15 protein-coding genes are annotated in these 14904 nt (G+C 73.0%); 4 read left to right on the top strand and 11 right to left on the bottom strand.

Translation table 11 applies throughout. The features are described 5' to 3' along the window. Window positions 1-57 precede the first annotated feature (57 nt). A complete protein-coding gene (locus tag ACFVFQ_RS29440; RefSeq protein ID WP_383421776.1) occupies window positions 58-1314 on the top strand; it encodes an acyl-CoA dehydrogenase family protein in 1257 nt (418 codons plus the stop codon). Window positions 1315-1371: 57 nt separating this feature from the next. On the opposite strand, the gene ACFVFQ_RS29435 is transcribed toward ACFVFQ_RS29440, so the two are convergent. The 7 genes from ACFVFQ_RS29435 to ACFVFQ_RS29405 all read right to left on the bottom strand — a co-directional run bounded on the left by ACFVFQ_RS29435 (window position 1372) and on the right by ACFVFQ_RS29405 (window position 8685). Next, a complete protein-coding gene (locus ACFVFQ_RS29435) occupies window positions 1372-2031 on the bottom strand; it encodes a GAF domain-containing protein (protein WP_383421773.1) in 660 nt (219 codons plus the stop codon). Beyond that, entirely contained in the window at window positions 2028-2651 is a 624-nt protein-coding gene (locus tag ACFVFQ_RS29430) for an ATP/GTP-binding protein (RefSeq protein ID WP_383421770.1), read from the bottom strand. The genes ACFVFQ_RS29435 and ACFVFQ_RS29430 overlap by 4 nt, the downstream gene beginning before the upstream one ends. Beyond that, complete coding sequence (locus ACFVFQ_RS29425) at window positions 2629-3042, bottom strand: DUF742 domain-containing protein (protein WP_383421765.1); 414 nt, start codon at window positions 3040-3042, stop codon at window positions 2629-2631. Before ACFVFQ_RS29425 ends, ACFVFQ_RS29430 begins: the two co-directional genes overlap by 23 nt. After that, window positions 3039-3488, bottom strand: coding sequence for a roadblock/LC7 domain-containing protein (locus ACFVFQ_RS29420; protein ID WP_383421762.1), 450 nt, complete (start codon window positions 3486-3488; stop codon window positions 3039-3041). Before ACFVFQ_RS29420 ends, ACFVFQ_RS29425 begins: the two co-directional genes overlap by 4 nt. Then, a complete protein-coding gene (locus ACFVFQ_RS29415) occupies window positions 3478-5424 on the bottom strand; it encodes an ATP-binding protein (RefSeq protein WP_383421759.1) in 1947 nt (648 codons plus the stop codon). Before ACFVFQ_RS29415 ends, ACFVFQ_RS29420 begins: the two co-directional genes overlap by 11 nt. Window positions 5425-5637: 213 nt before the next feature. After that, the gene (locus ACFVFQ_RS29410; protein WP_383421756.1) at window positions 5638-6846 is read right to left on the bottom strand and encodes an MBL fold metallo-hydrolase; all 1209 of its coding nucleotides are present in this window, start codon (window positions 6844-6846) and stop codon (window positions 5638-5640) included. Window positions 6847-7293: 447 nt separating this feature from the next. Next, window positions 7294-8685: an NAD(P)/FAD-dependent oxidoreductase gene (locus ACFVFQ_RS29405; RefSeq protein ID WP_383421753.1), complete on the bottom strand. Its 1392-nt coding sequence runs from the start codon at window positions 8683-8685 to the stop codon at window positions 7294-7296. 382 nt (window positions 8686-9067) lie between these two features. Between ACFVFQ_RS29405 and ACFVFQ_RS29400 the strand changes: the two genes are divergently transcribed. Then, complete coding sequence (locus ACFVFQ_RS29400; RefSeq protein ID WP_383421750.1) at window positions 9068-10042, top strand: carbohydrate kinase family protein; 975 nt, start codon at window positions 9068-9070, stop codon at window positions 10040-10042. A 139-nt stretch (window positions 10043-10181) separates the two neighbouring features. Here ACFVFQ_RS29400 and ACFVFQ_RS29395 read toward each other — a convergent pair whose 3' ends face one another. The 3 genes from ACFVFQ_RS29395 to ACFVFQ_RS29385 are packed head-to-tail and all read right to left on the bottom strand — an operon-like array spanning window position 10182 to window position 12232. Then, a complete protein-coding gene (locus ACFVFQ_RS29395) occupies window positions 10182-11084 on the bottom strand; it encodes an SAM-dependent methyltransferase (protein ID WP_383421747.1) in 903 nt (300 codons plus the stop codon). Window positions 11085-11094: 10 nt separating this feature from the next. Next, complete coding sequence (locus ACFVFQ_RS29390; RefSeq protein ID WP_383421744.1) at window positions 11095-11358, bottom strand: DUF397 domain-containing protein; 264 nt, start codon at window positions 11356-11358, stop codon at window positions 11095-11097. A 7-nt stretch (window positions 11359-11365) separates the two neighbouring features. Beyond that, the gene (locus ACFVFQ_RS29385) at window positions 11366-12232 is read right to left on the bottom strand and encodes a helix-turn-helix domain-containing protein (protein ID WP_383421739.1); all 867 of its coding nucleotides are present in this window, start codon (window positions 12230-12232) and stop codon (window positions 11366-11368) included. A gap of 136 nt (window positions 12233-12368) precedes the next feature. Here ACFVFQ_RS29385 and ACFVFQ_RS29380 point away from each other — a divergent pair, with 136 nt between their 5' ends. Beyond that, window positions 12369-12830, top strand: a complete 462-nt coding sequence (locus ACFVFQ_RS29380; protein ID WP_383421736.1) for an ATP-binding protein — start codon at window positions 12369-12371, stop codon at window positions 12828-12830. Window positions 12831-12883: 53 nt separating this feature from the next. On the opposite strand, the gene ACFVFQ_RS29375 is transcribed toward ACFVFQ_RS29380, so the two are convergent. After that, entirely contained in the window at window positions 12884-13684 is an 801-nt protein-coding gene (locus ACFVFQ_RS29375; RefSeq protein WP_383421733.1) for an SGNH/GDSL hydrolase family protein, read from the bottom strand. A gap of 275 nt (window positions 13685-13959) precedes the next feature. Between ACFVFQ_RS29375 and ACFVFQ_RS29370 the strand changes: the two genes are divergently transcribed. Then, entirely contained in the window at window positions 13960-14769 is an 810-nt protein-coding gene (locus ACFVFQ_RS29370) for a tyrosine-protein phosphatase (protein ID WP_383421729.1), read from the top strand. Window positions 14770-14904 lie beyond the last annotated feature (135 nt).

Genomic DNA, 14904 nt, shown 5'->3' with positions numbered 1-14904 from the left:
TCACCCCGAGACGGGGAGCGGTCCGCAGGCAGGCAGTTCGCGGAGGAGGGCTCGTCTTTGCATCGCTACTTCACCGACCGGCGGCACGAGGTACTCCGGCGCCAGGTACGGGACTTCGCCGAGCGCGAGGTCCGGCCCCGGATCGCCGGCATGGAGGCGAACCGCACCGTCTGCCCCGACCTGTCGCGGCTGATCGCCCGTCAGGGGTGGATCGGCGCGACGGTGCACCGCAGATACGGCGGGATGGGCGCCGGGCACGTCGCCAAGACCCTGATCATCGAGGAACTGTCGCGGGTGAGCGCCGCGATGGGCGCCATGGTGCAGGCGTCCCAGTTGGGCGCGGCGAAGATCATCCACTTCGGCAGCGAGGAGCAGAAGCGGGCCTGGCTGCCGGCGATCGCGTCCGGCGACTGCCTGCCGACCATCGCGGTCACCGAACCGCACTCCGGCGGCCATGTGTTGGGGATGACCTCCACCGCGGTCCGCGACGGCGACGACTACGTCCTGAGCGGCCGGAAGATCTATGTCGGCAACAGCCACATCGGCGATCTGCACGGCGTGGTGGTCCGCACCGGCGAGGGCTCCAAGGGCCTGTCGGCGTTCCTCGTCGAGTCCGGCACCGCCGGCTTCCGGGTCGGGCCGCAGCAGCCGGCGATGGGCCTGCACGGCTTCAGCTTCGGCGAGTTGTTCTTCGACGACTGCCGGGTCCCGGCCGCCAACCTGCTGGGCCGGGAGGGCGACGGGCTGTCCGTGGCCTACTCCTCCAGCGTGCTGTACGGGCGTCCGAACCTCACGGCGGTCTCGCTCGGCATCCACCAGGCCGTCCTGGACGAGACCACCGCGTTCTGCACCGAGCGCCGCCGCTACGGCGAACCGCTCGCCGAACTCCCCACCATCAAGCTCAAGTTGGGCCGTATCCAGTCCCGGTTGCTGCTCGCCCGGCTGGCCGCGTACCACGCGGTGCACCTGCTGGACCAGGGGCTGCCGTGCGATGCGGAGCTGATGAACGCCAAGCTGGTGAACGTGGAGTCGGCGCTGGAGTCGGCGCGGGACGCGATGGACGTCCACGCCGCCTGCGGGCTGTTCACCGACCGGCCGGTGGAGCGCTTCCTGCGCGATGCGCACCATATCTTCGCGCCGGCCGGCACCTCCGACGTCCAGCTGTTGCGACTGGGCGAGCTGGCGCTGGGGCAGGGCAAGGGCGAGTGGTCGGACCGGCTGGCGGAGCTGCTGCGGACGTCCCCGGAGGCCCCGGAGGCTCCCGAGGCCGAGGGACTGCCGGGCGACCGCGGGGCGTTGGCCGGGGTGCTCTGAACCGCCGGCGGGCGCGGCCCCGACCGGCTCCCGGCCCGGGGCCGCCGGCCCGCCCGGTCAGGAGGCGCCGGCCTCCTGCTGTCCCCGCTCCATCTCGTGGATCTGCTCGACGAGTTCGGCGGCGAACGCCTTGATGGTGTGCAGCCCCTCGCGCCCCCAGGGGCGGGGCTCCCGGTCGATGACGCAGACCGTGCCCAGGGTCGTACCGGTGCGGTCGATCAGCGGGGCCCCGAGGTAGGTGCGGATGCCGAGCTCGTCGACGACCGGGTTGCCGGCGAACCGCGGGTAGTCGCAGACGTCCTCCAGCACCAGCGCCTTGCGCCGCACCACGACGTACGGGCAGTAGCCGTGGTCCCGGGCCATGATCCGCTCCGGGCGGCCGCTGGGCGGCGCCGGGCCCAGCTCGACCGCGGTGTCGAGGTCCGGCGCGTACAGGCCGGCGAAGTACTGCTCCCGCTCGTCGATGAAGTTGACCATCGCATAGGGGGTGTTGGTGGTCCGGGCCAGCCTGCGGGCGAACGTGTCGAAGGCGGGGAGCGGGTTCTTGCCGATGCCTAGTTCGCGTAGTCGGGCGACCCGGGCCGGCGCCTCGTGATCCTCCGGAGTGATCAACAGTCGGCGCGTCAGATCCTCGGTGAGGTGCGGTAGTTGGGAGGACGGATAGCGCCAGGACGGATAGCGGGAGGGGAACGGGAAGCGCGCGGAGGGGACGTTCATGGCAGCTCCGGGGTGGCGGTGAGGACGGGGAAGGTGAGCAGGTGTGCGACGAGGGACACCAGCACCTGGGTGCCGGACGCGCACTGGCGGGCGTCGCAGGGGACGACGGGGACCTGTGGGTCGAGGTCCAGGGCGGCCCGGACCTCGTCGGGTGCGTAGCGGTGCGAACCGTCGAACTCGTTGACCGCGACGACGAAGTGGATGCCCCGCCCCTCGAAGAAGTCGACCGCGGCGAAGCACTGGTCGAGCCGGCGGGTGTCGGCGAGCACCACCGCGCCGAGCGCGCCGTGGGACAGTTCGTCCCACAGGAACCAGAAGCGGTGCTGCCCCGGCGTACCGAAGAGGTACAGGACGTGGTCCGGGCCGAGGGTGATCCGGCCGAAGTCCATCGCGACGGTCGTGGTGGCCTTCTCCTCGACGCCGGCCAGGTCGTCGGTGGCGGCGCTGATCTGGGTGATGAGCTCTTCGGTGCTGAGCGGTTCGATCTCGCTGACCGCGCCGACGAAGGTGGTCTTGCCGACCCCGAACCCGCCCGCGACCAGGACCTTCAGCGCGGTCGGGAAGTGCTCGGACGACGGGTCCGGCACGGCGTGGGGCTCAGAGTCGTTGACGAAGGCCATGCAGCACCGCCTCCAGCAGGGCGCGGTCGGGACGGGGGGCGGGGCCGGCCGAGACGGCCGAGGGGGTACGCGTGGCGAGCGCCCCACAGTCGACGAGGTCGGCCAGGAGCACCTTGGCGACGGCGACGGGCAGCCGGATGTGGGCGGCGATCTCGGCGACCGGGACGGTCCGCCCGTCGCACAGCCCCAGGACCCGGTCGTAGTCGGGTCCCTGCAGCCCGGCGGGCCGCCGGCCGGTGGCCCGCACCATCGTCATCAGGTCGAAGTCCGCCGTGGGGTGGGTGCGGCCCTTGCTGACGGTGAACGGGCGGACCAGGGGGCCCGCCACGTCGTCCACCCACGGGGCGTCCGGTCCGAACGGCCGCTGCCGGTGGGGCAGGGCCACGGTCAACGGCCACCCGCCGGACCCTGGGTGCGCGGCGCCGCCGACAGATACGGCCGGACGCTCTTGACCAGCATCCCCATCTCATAGCCGAGCACGCCCGCGTCGGCCTCGCGGCCGGCGAGCACGGCCAGGCAGGCGCCGGACCCGGCGGCGGCGACGAACAGGAAGGTCTCCTGCATCTCGACGACGACCTGGAGGATGTCGCTGCCCTCCCCGAAGCGCGAACCGGCGCTCCGGGCAAGGGAGTACAGGCCGGAGGAGAGCGCCGCCATGTGGTCGGCGACGTCGGGTTCGAAGCCGTGGCACGCCTTGACGAGGCCGTCGGCGGACAGTAGGACGGCGCTTCGGGTGTGCGGTACCCGCTGGACGAGTCCGGTCAGCAGCCAGGAAAGGTCGGTGTGCTGATTGCCGCGGAACTCCGCGTGCCGCTGTGCGCGCACATCACTCACCATGGTCGGGGTCGTCTCCTAGAGGGCGGGCCGTCGGGGCGTGGTGGTCGGGGGGAAGGAGCAGATCGGGGTCTGCGGGGCGGCCGGTCCCGTCGTCCTGGCCCGGGGTGGCGGCAGGAACGGGGGTGGGACTGCCGGCGGCGGCCAGACCGGCCGCGTAGCTGGGGTCGCCGCGGCTGAAGCCGCGTTGGTAGGCGGCCATCAGATGGGGGTCGTGGAGTCGTTCGGGGTCGGTGCGCTGCGGCGGTTGGACCGGCGCGTCGCGCAACTGGGGAGCGATGTGGGCCTGCTTGATGCGGCGCGGCAGCCGGGGGCGGTCGAGCTCGTCCAGGGGTGGCGGCGGGGGCGGCAGGAGTACCGGGCCCGGGTCGGCGGGGCGGGCGGGGCGCTGGTCGGCGGGGTGGCCGCCGCCCGGCAGCGCGCCGGGCGGGACGCCGGCCGGGCCGGAGGTGTGCTGCGGCGCGTTCGCGGCGGCCTCGACGCTGGCGGCGGTGGTCTGTGCGGGGGTGCGGACGATGCGACGGCGGGTGGGGAGGCCGTCGGCTCCGGTGGGGGGCAGCGCCGGCAGGGCCCGGGGCACCGGCCCGGCGGACGGCTCGCGCCGGTCGAGGGCGTAGTGGAAGCGGTCGCCGTGCGCCCGTTGGCCGCGCACCGGGGCCGGCACCGGAGCTGGCTCCTCGTCCTCCATCCCGTCCGGGAACTCCTCGCGGATCTCGGCCGAGTTGGCGCCCAGCAGCTCCGGCGGCACGATCACGACGGCTTGGACGCCGCCGTAGATGTTGCCCTGGAGCCGGACCAGGAGGCCGTGCCGTTGGGCGAGCGCGGAGACGACATAGAGGCCGATCCGGCCGTCGTCGAGGAGCTCGGTGAGGTCGATCCGCTCGGGGTCGGTGAGCAGCCGGTTCATCTGCTCCTGCGCCTCCCCCGCCATGCCCAGGCCGCGGTCCTCGACCTCGACGGCGAGGCCGGCGGTGACGTGCCGCGCGCGGACCGTGACCGGCGTCTCCGGGTCGGAGAACTCGGTGGCGTTCTCGACGAGTTCGGCGAGCAGGTGGACGACGTCGGCGACGGCGTGTCCGCGCAGGGTGCCCTCGAAGGGCGAGACCAGCTTGATCCGGGTGTACTGCTCGACCTCGGCGGTGGAGGAGCGCACGACCTCGGTCATGGTGATCGGGCGGGTCCACTGGCGGCGGGTGATGGCGCCGCCGAGGACGGCGAGGTTCTCGGCGTGCCGACGGATGCGGGTGGCCAGGTGGTCGATGACGAACAGGCCCTTGAGCAGGTCCGGGTCCTCGACCTGGTACTCCATCTCGTCCAGGGTGAGGATCTGGCGGTGGACGAGGGACTGGAGTCGTCGGGCGAGGTTGACGAAGACCTCCAGCTTCTGCTCGTTGCCGGTGGCGTTGCTGCGGACGATGCCCACCGCCTCGATGAGCGCGGCCTCCGCGGCCCGGCCGGTGACGGCGATGTCGTGGGCGACCTGGCCGAGGGGGTCGCCGCCCGGTTCCGGCAGCGGCTCCCGGCCGTCGTGGGGCCGCAGCCACTCGTCGTGGCGGACCCGGTCGAGGAGGTCGGCGAGATCGACCTGGGCACGGGCGCACGCCTGGCGCAGCCGCGTGCAGCGGTGCGCCTGGGCGCGCGCCTCGGCGTTCCCGACCAGTCCGCCGATCAGCACGATGACGCAGACCGCGGCGAGGCCGCCGACCAGCACCACCCACTCGCGCTCGGTGATCCGCGCGCCACCGCTGCTGACCACGAACGCGGCGACGCCCGCGCAGACCACGGCCACGGACAGGGCGGGGACGGCGGCGAGCCGGACCAGTCGGGATCGCAGCGCCGCGTCGGCCACCGGCTCGGGGAACGCCGCCCGGCCGTGCCGGCCCCCAGGGGAACCGGCAGCCTCCTGGGACCTGTCGGTCCTCGGCGTTGCGGTACGCATCGGCGCCCTCCGGATCGGCCGTTGGCAGTTCACGGAGCACGCACGCTAGTTGTTGCGGGGGTGGGGTTCGGACCTTCTTCGGGGTTTCGCTACCCCACGCCACCTACTTGGGTATGCACGGCCCGTACGGGCGCGCGAAAAGATCCGAACTTCCGTACAAACAAGGGCGGTTGAGTCGCACACCAGCGTCCCAACCGCCCCAAGGGCCCCGCCTTACTGCGGGAGTTCGACGACGGCGGGGGCTTGCTCGCCCGCCACCGCCGCGGCGGCCCGCGCCCCCGGGCCGACCGGCGGCCAGCTCGGCCAACCCTGGACCGGCGGCACCGCGACCGCCCGCCACCACGGCTGAACGACCTGCGGCTCGGCGGGCTCGAACGGCCGGCCCGGCGGCGGCACCGCGACCTCGACCCCGGCCCGGTACGCCGCGGCGACCGTGCGCTCGGCGGGCTCGGCCCACGGATGCGGGGCGAGGTTGAAGGTGCCCCAGTGGATCGGCAGCAGCACCCCGCGCGGCCGCCCGCCCTGGAGGTCGAGCTGCGCCCGCAGCCCCTCCTCGGGCGTCATGTGCACGTCCGGCCAGAAGTCGGAGTAGGCCCCTATCTGGACCATCGTGGCGTCGAACGGGCCGTGCTCCGCGCCGATTTCGGCGAAACCGGGGAAGTAACCGGTGTCACCGCTGTGGTAGATGCGGTGCTCGGGACCGGCGACGACCCACGAGGCCCACAGGGTGTGCTGCGCACCGCGCAGTCCGCGGCCACAGAAGTGCTGGGCCGGGGTGGCGGTGAGGGTGAGCTGGCCGACCCGGGTCGACTCGTGCCAGTCCAACTCGGTGATCCGGCCCGGGGGCACGCCCCAGAACTCCAGGTCGGCGCCGACGCCCAGCGGCACCACGAACACCGCGCCGGAGGCGGCCAGTTGCTTGACGGTCGGCATGTCGAGGTGGTCGTAGTGGTCGTGCGAGATCACCACCGCGTCGACCGGCGTCAGCTCCGCCAGCTCCACCGGCACCGGGTGCATCCGCTTGGGCCCGGCCCAGCGCAGCGGCGAGCAGCGCTCGCCCCAGACCGGGTCGAAGAGCACCCGGTGCCCGTCGATCTCGGCGAACACGCTGGAGTGCCCCATCCACGTCAGCCGCAACCCCGAGGCGGGCGGGCGGCCCCAGTCCGCTGCGGTGGGGTGGTGCACCGGGATCCGCCCCACCGGCGCCCTGCGCAGCCGCCCCTCGCGGCCGAGCTGCGTGCGGGCCATCGGCAGCGCGGCGCCACGGAGCAGTTGCCGGGTGGCGGTCGGATTGCGGAACTGCCCGTCCACGAACTGTGGCGACCTGCGCATCCTCGCCAGCCGCTCCCCCGTCGGCTCGGCGCCGAAGCTGGCGGGGCGCAGCGCGGTCAGTGGTCTCGGGCGGGGACGGGATGCGGTCACGGCACCTCCATGGTCGGGGCAGTCGCGAAGTGAACGGACCGCATGAACGCTGGGTTCCGACAGCCGCCCGACCGCTGCACCGCGGCCCCGACCGCACCACCGGCACCCTCCGTGGGCAACGACCCGGCCCCCCGCCGCATTCCCGAACCGACGAAGCGACCTCTCGACTCATCGACCGGCGGGCGGGCCGACGGACGGACGAACCCGCAGGCAGGCCCGTACTTCGTCCTACGACGGGGTGAGCGATGACACCACGCGAACTCCCCCGATCGGGTGAATCTGGGATGCCCCGCACCGCCCCGCTACGGCGCGTGGGCCTCCCGTGCGGTGGCGGTCAGTGCGCCGTCCTGGCCGCGCCCGCGCCACAGGACGTCGAGCCGGCCCCGGCCGCCGCACCACCACACCTACCTGACGATGCGTCACATGGCCGGCCCCGGGCCCCTCCCCTCACACCACCTCCACCGTGCTCGGCGGCCTGGGCAACCCCGGGCGGCGAGGCAGGAAGACCGTGCGCAGCAGAACCCGCGGGGCCATGAGGCGGGCGGGTGGGGCGGTGAGGCAGAAGACGTCCCGGAAGGCGGCGCCGACGACCCGGTCGACGGCGGCGCGGGCGGCGAGCCGGTCGAGGTACCACGACATCAGGCGCTCACCGGGGCCCGCCTTGGCTTCGGTGCCGCGCGCATAGGGGCGGTCGGCGCCGACCGCGGCCATCCAGGCGGGTTCCGCGGCCCGGCCGACCGCCCGCTGCGCTTGGGCGAGGACGCCGGGCCCCGGGCCGCCGGCGGCGTCGAGGGTGTCCCGCAGGGCCACCGCGCCGAGCGCGGCCACCGACATGCCCTGGCCGTAGACCGGGTTGAAGGTGCAGTTGGCGTCCCCGAGGACCAACAGCCCCTCGGGGAGGGCGCCGGGGCGGTCGTAGTGCCGGCGGCGGTTGCGGGTGTCGCGGAAGCCGTGCACCGGCGAGACCGGTTCGGCGCGAGTCAGGAGTTCATGGACGTAGGGGTCGCCGATGGTGGCGCTGAACGCGGCGAACTCCGCCTCGTCCGTGGGCGGGTGGTGCCCCGTCACCCCGGACAGCGTCAGCAGCCAGTTGCCGCCCTCCACCGGGACGTAGGCCGCGCCCCGGGGGCACTCCGGCCAGCCGGGGACGTTGACGGCGATGTCGGGTTCGCCGTCCTGGTCGGTGGGCCGGTACATCCGGGTCGCGTAGGCGAGGCCGGAGTCGACGGTCTCCTCCTGCGGTGCCTCGCGGCCGAGTTCGGCGTACCACTGGGGCGTGCGGGAGCCGCGTCCGGAGGCGTCGACGACCAGGTCGGCGGGGAGCGGGCGGGAGGTGCCGGTGGTGCGGGCGCGGACCGTGACGCCGGTGACCCGCCGGGCGTCGCCGATGAGGCCGACGGCCTCGGTCGCCTCCAGGACCTCGACGCGGGTGGTCGGCCCGACGGCGCGCAGGGCCCGTTCGCGGACGACGGCGTCGAGCACCGGCCGGGTGACGCTGAGCGTGGCGTGCCGGCGCTCGTCGAAGCGGCGCTGCCAGCCGGTGGGGGTGCGGGTGAGCAGGTCGCGCGAGAGGTAGAGGCTGCGGGCTCCGGCGTCGGTGAGCGCGGCGAGAGTGCCGGGCAGCAACCGCTCCAGTGCGCGCTGTCCGCCGCTGAGCAGGATGTGCAGATGGCGGGCCTGCGGGACGCCCTTGCGGAAGGCGTGGCCGGCCGGATAGCGGTCCCGTTCGACGACCGTGATCGTCTCGACGTGGCCGCGCAGGGCGACGACGGCGAGCATCCCGGCGAGCCCGCCGCCGATCACGACCGCGGCCCGCCCACGGGCGGTGTGCTCCGGCATGCGTGCTCCTTCTCCCCCACAACGGGCCACCCGCCGGCCCGTTGGTCCCCGTCGCCGGGACCTGATCGTTGTCGGGGCTCAGACTCAGCCGCCCGCCGAGCCGGTGTCAACGACCCGGTTCCGGCTGTGACCGGTTCGACGGCCGCTCGACAACTCCCGTCCCGCGCCTCCCCCTGACGCGCGGTGGCCCCGTCGCCACCCCTGCCGCGGGGCGTGAGCAGCGACTTCTCGACGCCCGTTCCTCTTGCGCGTCACGCCAGTCCCTAACATCCCGATATGAGGCGAGTGTGCGTCTAGACTCCCGTCGGCGGGCGCACCGCGGCCGGCGGCCGCTCCCACCAGCACGGGACTCGTCGCACCAGCAAGGGATTCAGGGACGCTTGTGACCTTCCAGCAGGTATCTGAGCCATATGACGTACTCGTCGTCGGCGGATCGGGCGTGGACACCATCGTGCGGGTCAGCGCGCTGCCCGTGCCGTCCGCCGACAGACACCGGGTGCCGCCCATCCGCGAGGAGGCCGGGCACACCGGTACCGGTGTCGCGCTGGGCTGCGCGGCGCTGGGGCTGACCACGGGGTTCGTGGACTTCCTCGGCGACGATCCGCCGGGCGCCCTGGTCCGCGAGCGGCTGGCCGGCAGCGGTGTCGACTTCCGCCCGCTGGCCTCCCCGCACGGCACCCGACGGGCCGTCAACCTCATCTCGCCGGACGGCCGTCGGACGTCCTTCTACGACGCCCGCGACCCGCTCGACCTGCGCATGCCGCCCGAGCACTACCTCCCCCTGCTGCGCCGCACCCGGCACGTCCACCTGTCGATCACCCACTTCGCCCGGCACCTCTTCGACGACATCGAGGCGCTGGGCCTCCCCGTCTCCACGGACCTGCACGACTGGGACGGCCTGACGGAGCATCACCGCGAGTTCGCGTTCCGCTCGGAGCTGGTCTTCCTCAGCACGGCCGGCGCCGGCGAGCGGATCGGTTCGATCATGCGGGAGATCGTCCACGAGGGGCGCGCCAAGGCCGTGATCGCCACCGCTGGCGCGGGCGGCGCCTATCTCCTCACGCCGGAGGACCGCACCCCGCGGCTGGTGCCCGCGGCCGTGCCGCCCCGCCCGGTCGTCGACAACAACGGCGCCGGCGACGCCTTCACCTGCGGCTTCCTCTACGGCCGGCTGACGGGCCAGGACTTGGAGGAGTGCGCCCGGCTCGGCGCCGTCGCGGGCGCGCACGCCTGCACGGCCGCGGGCGCGCACACCGCCCTCGCCCGGCCCGACGACCTGCGCGCCGCGCAGACCCCGCCGCCCCCGCTGGCCCCGGTGGCCGCCGTCGAGGCCCAGGTCTCCCGCACCGGGGCGTAGCGCCCCGCGCCGAGCCCGAAAGCCCGGGCGACGCCGTCCCGCGCCGTCCGGCCCCGCACGACGATCGCGACCTCAAGCGCCGCTCCCCGCACCGGACTTGACGCACCGTGGCGTCAACGTCCGGGCGAGGAGCCGCGGTTCAGCCCTTCCGGCCCACCACCCCGTAGAAGATGGTGTTGTTGAGCTCCTCCGGGCCGGGCACGGGGCCGTCCGGCCGCCACAGCGGCACCCGTACGACGCCCGGTTCCAGCGGGGTGAACGGCCCGAGGAGGGCGGCGACCTCGTCCTTGGTGCGCAGGGCGAGCGGGGTGGTGGCGCTCTTGTAGACCTCCTCGACGTGGGCGCGGGCGGCCTCGTCGACCCGGCCCTGCGGGTAGCCCTCGTACGGCTCGTAGGTGCCGTTCGAGAGGATCAGGTGGCTGCCGGCGGGCAGCGCGGCGCCGAACGTGGCGAGCAGCGCGGCGGGGTGGTCCTCGTCTCCGAGGAAGTCGAGCACGCCGCCGATCAGGAGGCCCACCGGCCGTTCGAGGTCGATGAGTTCGCGGACCGCCGGGTCCTTGAGGACCGCCTTGGGGTCGCGGATGTCGCCGAGCGCGAAGGCGGTACCGGGGGCGTTGGCGAGGCGGGCCCGGGCGTGGGTGGCCACGATCGGGTCGCTGTCCACGTAGACGACCCTGGTCTCGGGGGCGGTCTCGCGGGCCACCTCGTGGGCGTTGGGCGAGGTGGGGATGCCGATGCCGAGGACGAGGAACTGCCGGACCCCGGCGGCCACCACGGCGCGGACCGCGCGGCGACGGAAGGCGCCGTTGGCGCGGACGCTGTCGCGCACCTTGGGGTGGAGTTCGATGACGCGGTCCGCGGCGACCCGGTCGACCTCGTAGTTGTCCCAGCCGCCGAGGAAGTAGTCGTACATCCGGGCCGGGTGCGGTCGGCTGGTGTCGATCTCCTCGGCGGCGAAGCCCTGATGGTCCGGGCCGGGCGGGTACGGCCCGATCTCCCAGGCTCCCAGGTCACAACCGGGAGGGCTGTGCTGCTCGTTCATGGCTCCTCCCTCAGTGCGCCGGGCACGGTGCGGCGGAGAGCAGGAAGTCGGCGTGGCCGGCCTTCGCGCCCTCGATGAAGCTGGCCATCTCGCGGTGGGTGTAGATCAGCGCGGGACCGTCCGGGTCGGTGGACTGGCGCAGGGCGACCCGGCCGTCGCGCAGCCGCAGGGCCTCGACGCACTCGCCGCCGTTTCCGCCGCTCCACGGCTTGTGCCAGCCGTCGCTGCCCAGTTCGCTGGCGGGCATCCCGTTGTAGATACGTATGCGGTCCATGGGGGGTTCAGATCTCCTTGCGAAAGCCGCCCAGGATGGCCTCGGTCGCGTGTGCCGGCGCGGCCTGCGCACACATCCGGTCCAGGGCCTCCAGGAACTGCGAGACGTCGTTGCGCTGGTCGAAGTACACGGCTCCGACGAGGCTTTCCGCGTACGCGATGTCCGGGAGCTCCGGGATCGGGAAGCGGAAGATGTGGAACGGCCCGTACATGGCGGGGTGCGGACCCGCGGCGAACGGCATCACCTGGAGCCGGACGTTCGGCATCGAGGTGGCGTCCATCAGCCGGGTGATCTGATCGCGCATCACCTTGGGTCCGCCGATGGGGCGCCGCAGCACGGTCTCGTCCATGACCGACCACAGCATCGGGGCGCGCTCGCGCGTCAACAGCGCCTGGCGTTCCATGCGCAGGGCCACGATGCGGTCGATGTCGGCCGGGGCGGCGTGCGGCATTCCGGCGCGCAGCACGGCGGCGGCGTAGTCCTCGGTCTGCAACAGGCCGGGGACGTAGTGCGGTTGGTAGGAGCGGATCAGGTTGGCTTCGCTCTCCAGGCTGACGAAGGCGCTGAACCACTCGGGTAGGACATCGCGGAAGCGGTGCCACCAGCCGGGGCGGTTGGCCTCGCGGGCCAGCGAGACGAAGCCGTCGATCTCCTCCTGATCGGTGACGCCGTAGGTGGCCAACAGCTTTTCCACATACGGGAGTTTGAGGCCGACCTCGGCCTTCTCCATGCGCCGTATCGTGGCGTGCGTCACATCGAGCGCGGCGGCGGCGCGCTCGAAGGAGAGCCCCGCCTTCTCCCTCAGGTCCTGCAGTCGCTTGCCGAGCACCACCCGCAGGACGGTCGGTGCACCTGCAGACCGTGGGTCCGCCACGTCCGATCCCCTCCAACCAGCTTTTGTGCTCAGCAGTGTGTCATGCCGTCATCAGCTCGAACAGACTGCACTTTCAATTCTGCAAATTGCAGACTGATCCTTGCCAACGGTGAGCAACATCGCACATAGTTAAGTCGTGGCTTCCTACAAAAACGCTCCGTCGTTAGGGCGATGCAGCGGCTTCGCCGCTCCGAGCCCGCAGGACGCGTTCCACTTGCCGGCGCTGCGCACGTCCGTTCCCGAGGCGCGCAGGCGCGTCAGCACGCTGCTGGGCGAGTGGGGCGCCGCTCAACAGGTGCGGGACGACGTGGAGTTGGTGGTCACCGAGCTGTTCACCAACGCGGTGCGGCACACCGACAGCGAGAAGGTCGGCTGTGAGATAGCGGTCGTCGGCGCGCACATCCGCATAGAGATCACCGACGAGGGCGGGCCGGGCGCCTCCGCGCCGCACGCGCTGCCCGGCAGCCTCGATCAGGAGGGCGGCCGGGGGCTGTTCCTGGTGGGTGCGCTCTCCGAGAGCTGGGGCACCCGGCCCGACGACGGCGGCCGGGGCCAGGTGGTCTGGGCGGACCTGCCGTATCGGACGACGGCACGCTGAAGGCCCCGTTCCGCCGCGCGGGCGGACACGGGGCCTTCGGCGTGCCGTGGGAGTTACAGCGGAAGCAGGTCGGGCCGCTTGGGCTCGACGTCGTCGCCGGAGGAGACGCCGCGCAGCCGGCGCCCGATCCACGGCACCAGGTGCTCGCGCGCCCAGTGGATGTTGTCCCGCCGCGCCTCGGCGGCGGTCCGCTCCGTCTCCTGCGGCCATGCCTGGTCCGGGTCGGCCGGCACCTCAAGTCCCAACACCTGCGCGGCGCGCAGCGCCACCCGGGTGTGCCCGTCGGCCGACAGGTGCAGCCGGTCCTCGCTCCACGCCCGCCGGTCCTGCACCGACTTCAGCGACCACAGGTCGAGCACCGGGCAGTCGTGCCGGTCGGCGATGGCCCGCACATGGGCGGTGTACGTGGCGATCTTGCCGCGCAGATGCTTGAGGACCGGCATGCCCCGGGTGTCAAAACCGGTGCACAGCAGCACCGTCGGGACCGTCTCGCGCAGCGCCGCCACGGCCGCCTCATAGCGCTCGGCCACCGCGTCCGGGTCCGAGCCCGGCCGCAGGATGTCATTGCCACCGGCGCAGAACGTCACGAGCTCGGGAGCGAGCTGCTGCGCCCTGGGCACCTGTTCCTCGATGATCCGGTCCAGAAGCCGCCCCCGCACAGCGAGGTTGGCATAGCGGAAGTCCCCCTCGTTCCGCTGGTCGGCGAGGAGGACCGCTAGACGGTCCGCCCAACCGATGTACGCCCCGTCCGGACCGGGATCCCCGACCCCCTCGGTAAAGCTGTCCCCGACGGCTGCGTACGACCCGATGGCGCTGATCGCGCCGTTGCTCATGTTCTTCGAATCGTCTGCCACGTCAGGACATACTTCACCGCGAGAAGTGACCTACGCCACCGTAACCAGGGGTTGACGAGGGGTGATTAATACCACCAAGTCAAATTCTGTCCAAGTGGGAATAATGATCGATCAGGAAGTGCTCCCCCACCGCCGTGGATGGGGGATCATGCGCGCCGTTGCACCGGTGTTGCACCCCGTTGCCACCTGATTGCCGCAGGCATCGGTGTCGTATCGTCGGAAGGAGCCCCGCCTCGTCGACGAGCAGCGTCGGCGACCGACCCCGAGGAGCGCCCGTGACGCAGCAGACGCCGCAGGTCCCCCAGTCCCAGCCGGAACTCGCGGAGGTCCGCAACTTCCGCGACGTGGGCGGGCTGCCGACCGTCGACGGGCGTCGCGTCCAGCACGGGCGGCTCTTCCGCAGCGGTCACCTCGCGCACGCCACCGAGGCGGACGCCGCGTTCCTCGCCGGCCTCGGGCTGCACACCGTCTTCGACTTCCGCAACGCCGCCGACATCAAGCTGGAGGGCCCCGACGTCACCCTCCCCGGCGTGCGGAACGTCAACATCCCGCTCACCGACCCCGCCGACGGCGCGGAGTTCTGGGCGATGGTCCGGGACGGCGAGCTGGACCACCTCCGGATCGCGCTCGGCGACGGCAAGGCCGCGGGTCGGATGGCCCGCACCTACCGCGAGATCATCACCACCCGCACCGAGGACCACAGCCGGCTGCTGCACGCCCTCGCCGAGGACAGCGTCCCGGCGCTGATGCACTGCGCCGCCGGCAAGGACCGCGCCGGCCTCTCCATCGCGGTCACCCTGCTCGCGGTCGGCGTGGAGCGGGACGCCATCGAGGCGGACTACCTCAAGTCCAACGATCCCAGCCGGCGTTACAAGGTCCGCCGCTCGGACAGCTCGGCGGCCGGGATGTCACCGGAGGTCATGGAGCTGCTGTCGCCGCTGTTCGGCGCGCACATCGACTACCTCACGGCCGCCTTCGAGGCGATCGACGAGACCTGGGGCGGGGTCGAGTCCTACCTCGCCGACGGCCTCAAGCTCTCCCCCGCCACCCGCGAGCAGCTCCGCGAGCGCCTGCTGACGGACTGAGCCCCGCTCCCGACGGGCACGACCCGGCGCCCCACCCGGCCGCCGGCAACCACCCCCGCCCCGCGGTGCGCCGCGAGGAGGCCCAACGGCCGCTCGTAGCGCACCGCGAGGCGCACCGCCCGACACGACGCCGCC

The sequence above is a fragment of the Streptomyces sp. NPDC057743 genome (assembly GCF_042798755.1).
Classification (GTDB): Bacteria; Actinomycetota; Actinomycetes; order Streptomycetales; family Streptomycetaceae; genus Streptomyces.
This window is presented reverse-complemented; position numbering and strand designations above follow the sequence as displayed.

Bases quoted from the DNA above. Each gene is read 5' to 3' on its own strand.
- ACFVFQ_RS29435 (WP_383421773.1), bottom strand. From the start codon at position 2,031: ATGAACGTCCCCTCCGCGCGCTTCCCGTTCCCCTCCCGCTATCCGTCC.
- ACFVFQ_RS29430 (WP_383421770.1), bottom strand. From the start codon at position 2,651: ATGGCCTTCGTCAACGACTCTGAGCCCCACGCCGTGCCGGACCCGTCG.
- ACFVFQ_RS29420 (WP_383421762.1), bottom strand. From the start codon at position 3,488: ATGGTGAGTGATGTGCGCGCACAGCGGCACGCGGAGTTCCGCGGCAAT.
- ACFVFQ_RS29415 (WP_383421759.1), bottom strand. From the start codon at position 5,424: ATGCGTACCGCAACGCCGAGGACCGACAGGTCCCAGGAGGCTGCCGGT.
- ACFVFQ_RS29405 (WP_383421753.1), bottom strand. From the start codon at position 8,685: ATGCCGGAGCACACCGCCCGTGGGCGGGCCGCGGTCGTGATCGGCGGC.
- ACFVFQ_RS29395 (WP_383421747.1), bottom strand. From the start codon at position 11,084: ATGAACGAGCAGCACAGCCCTCCCGGTTGTGACCTGGGAGCCTGGGAG.
- ACFVFQ_RS29390 (WP_383421744.1), bottom strand. From the start codon at position 11,358: ATGGACCGCATACGTATCTACAACGGGATGCCCGCCAGCGAACTGGGC.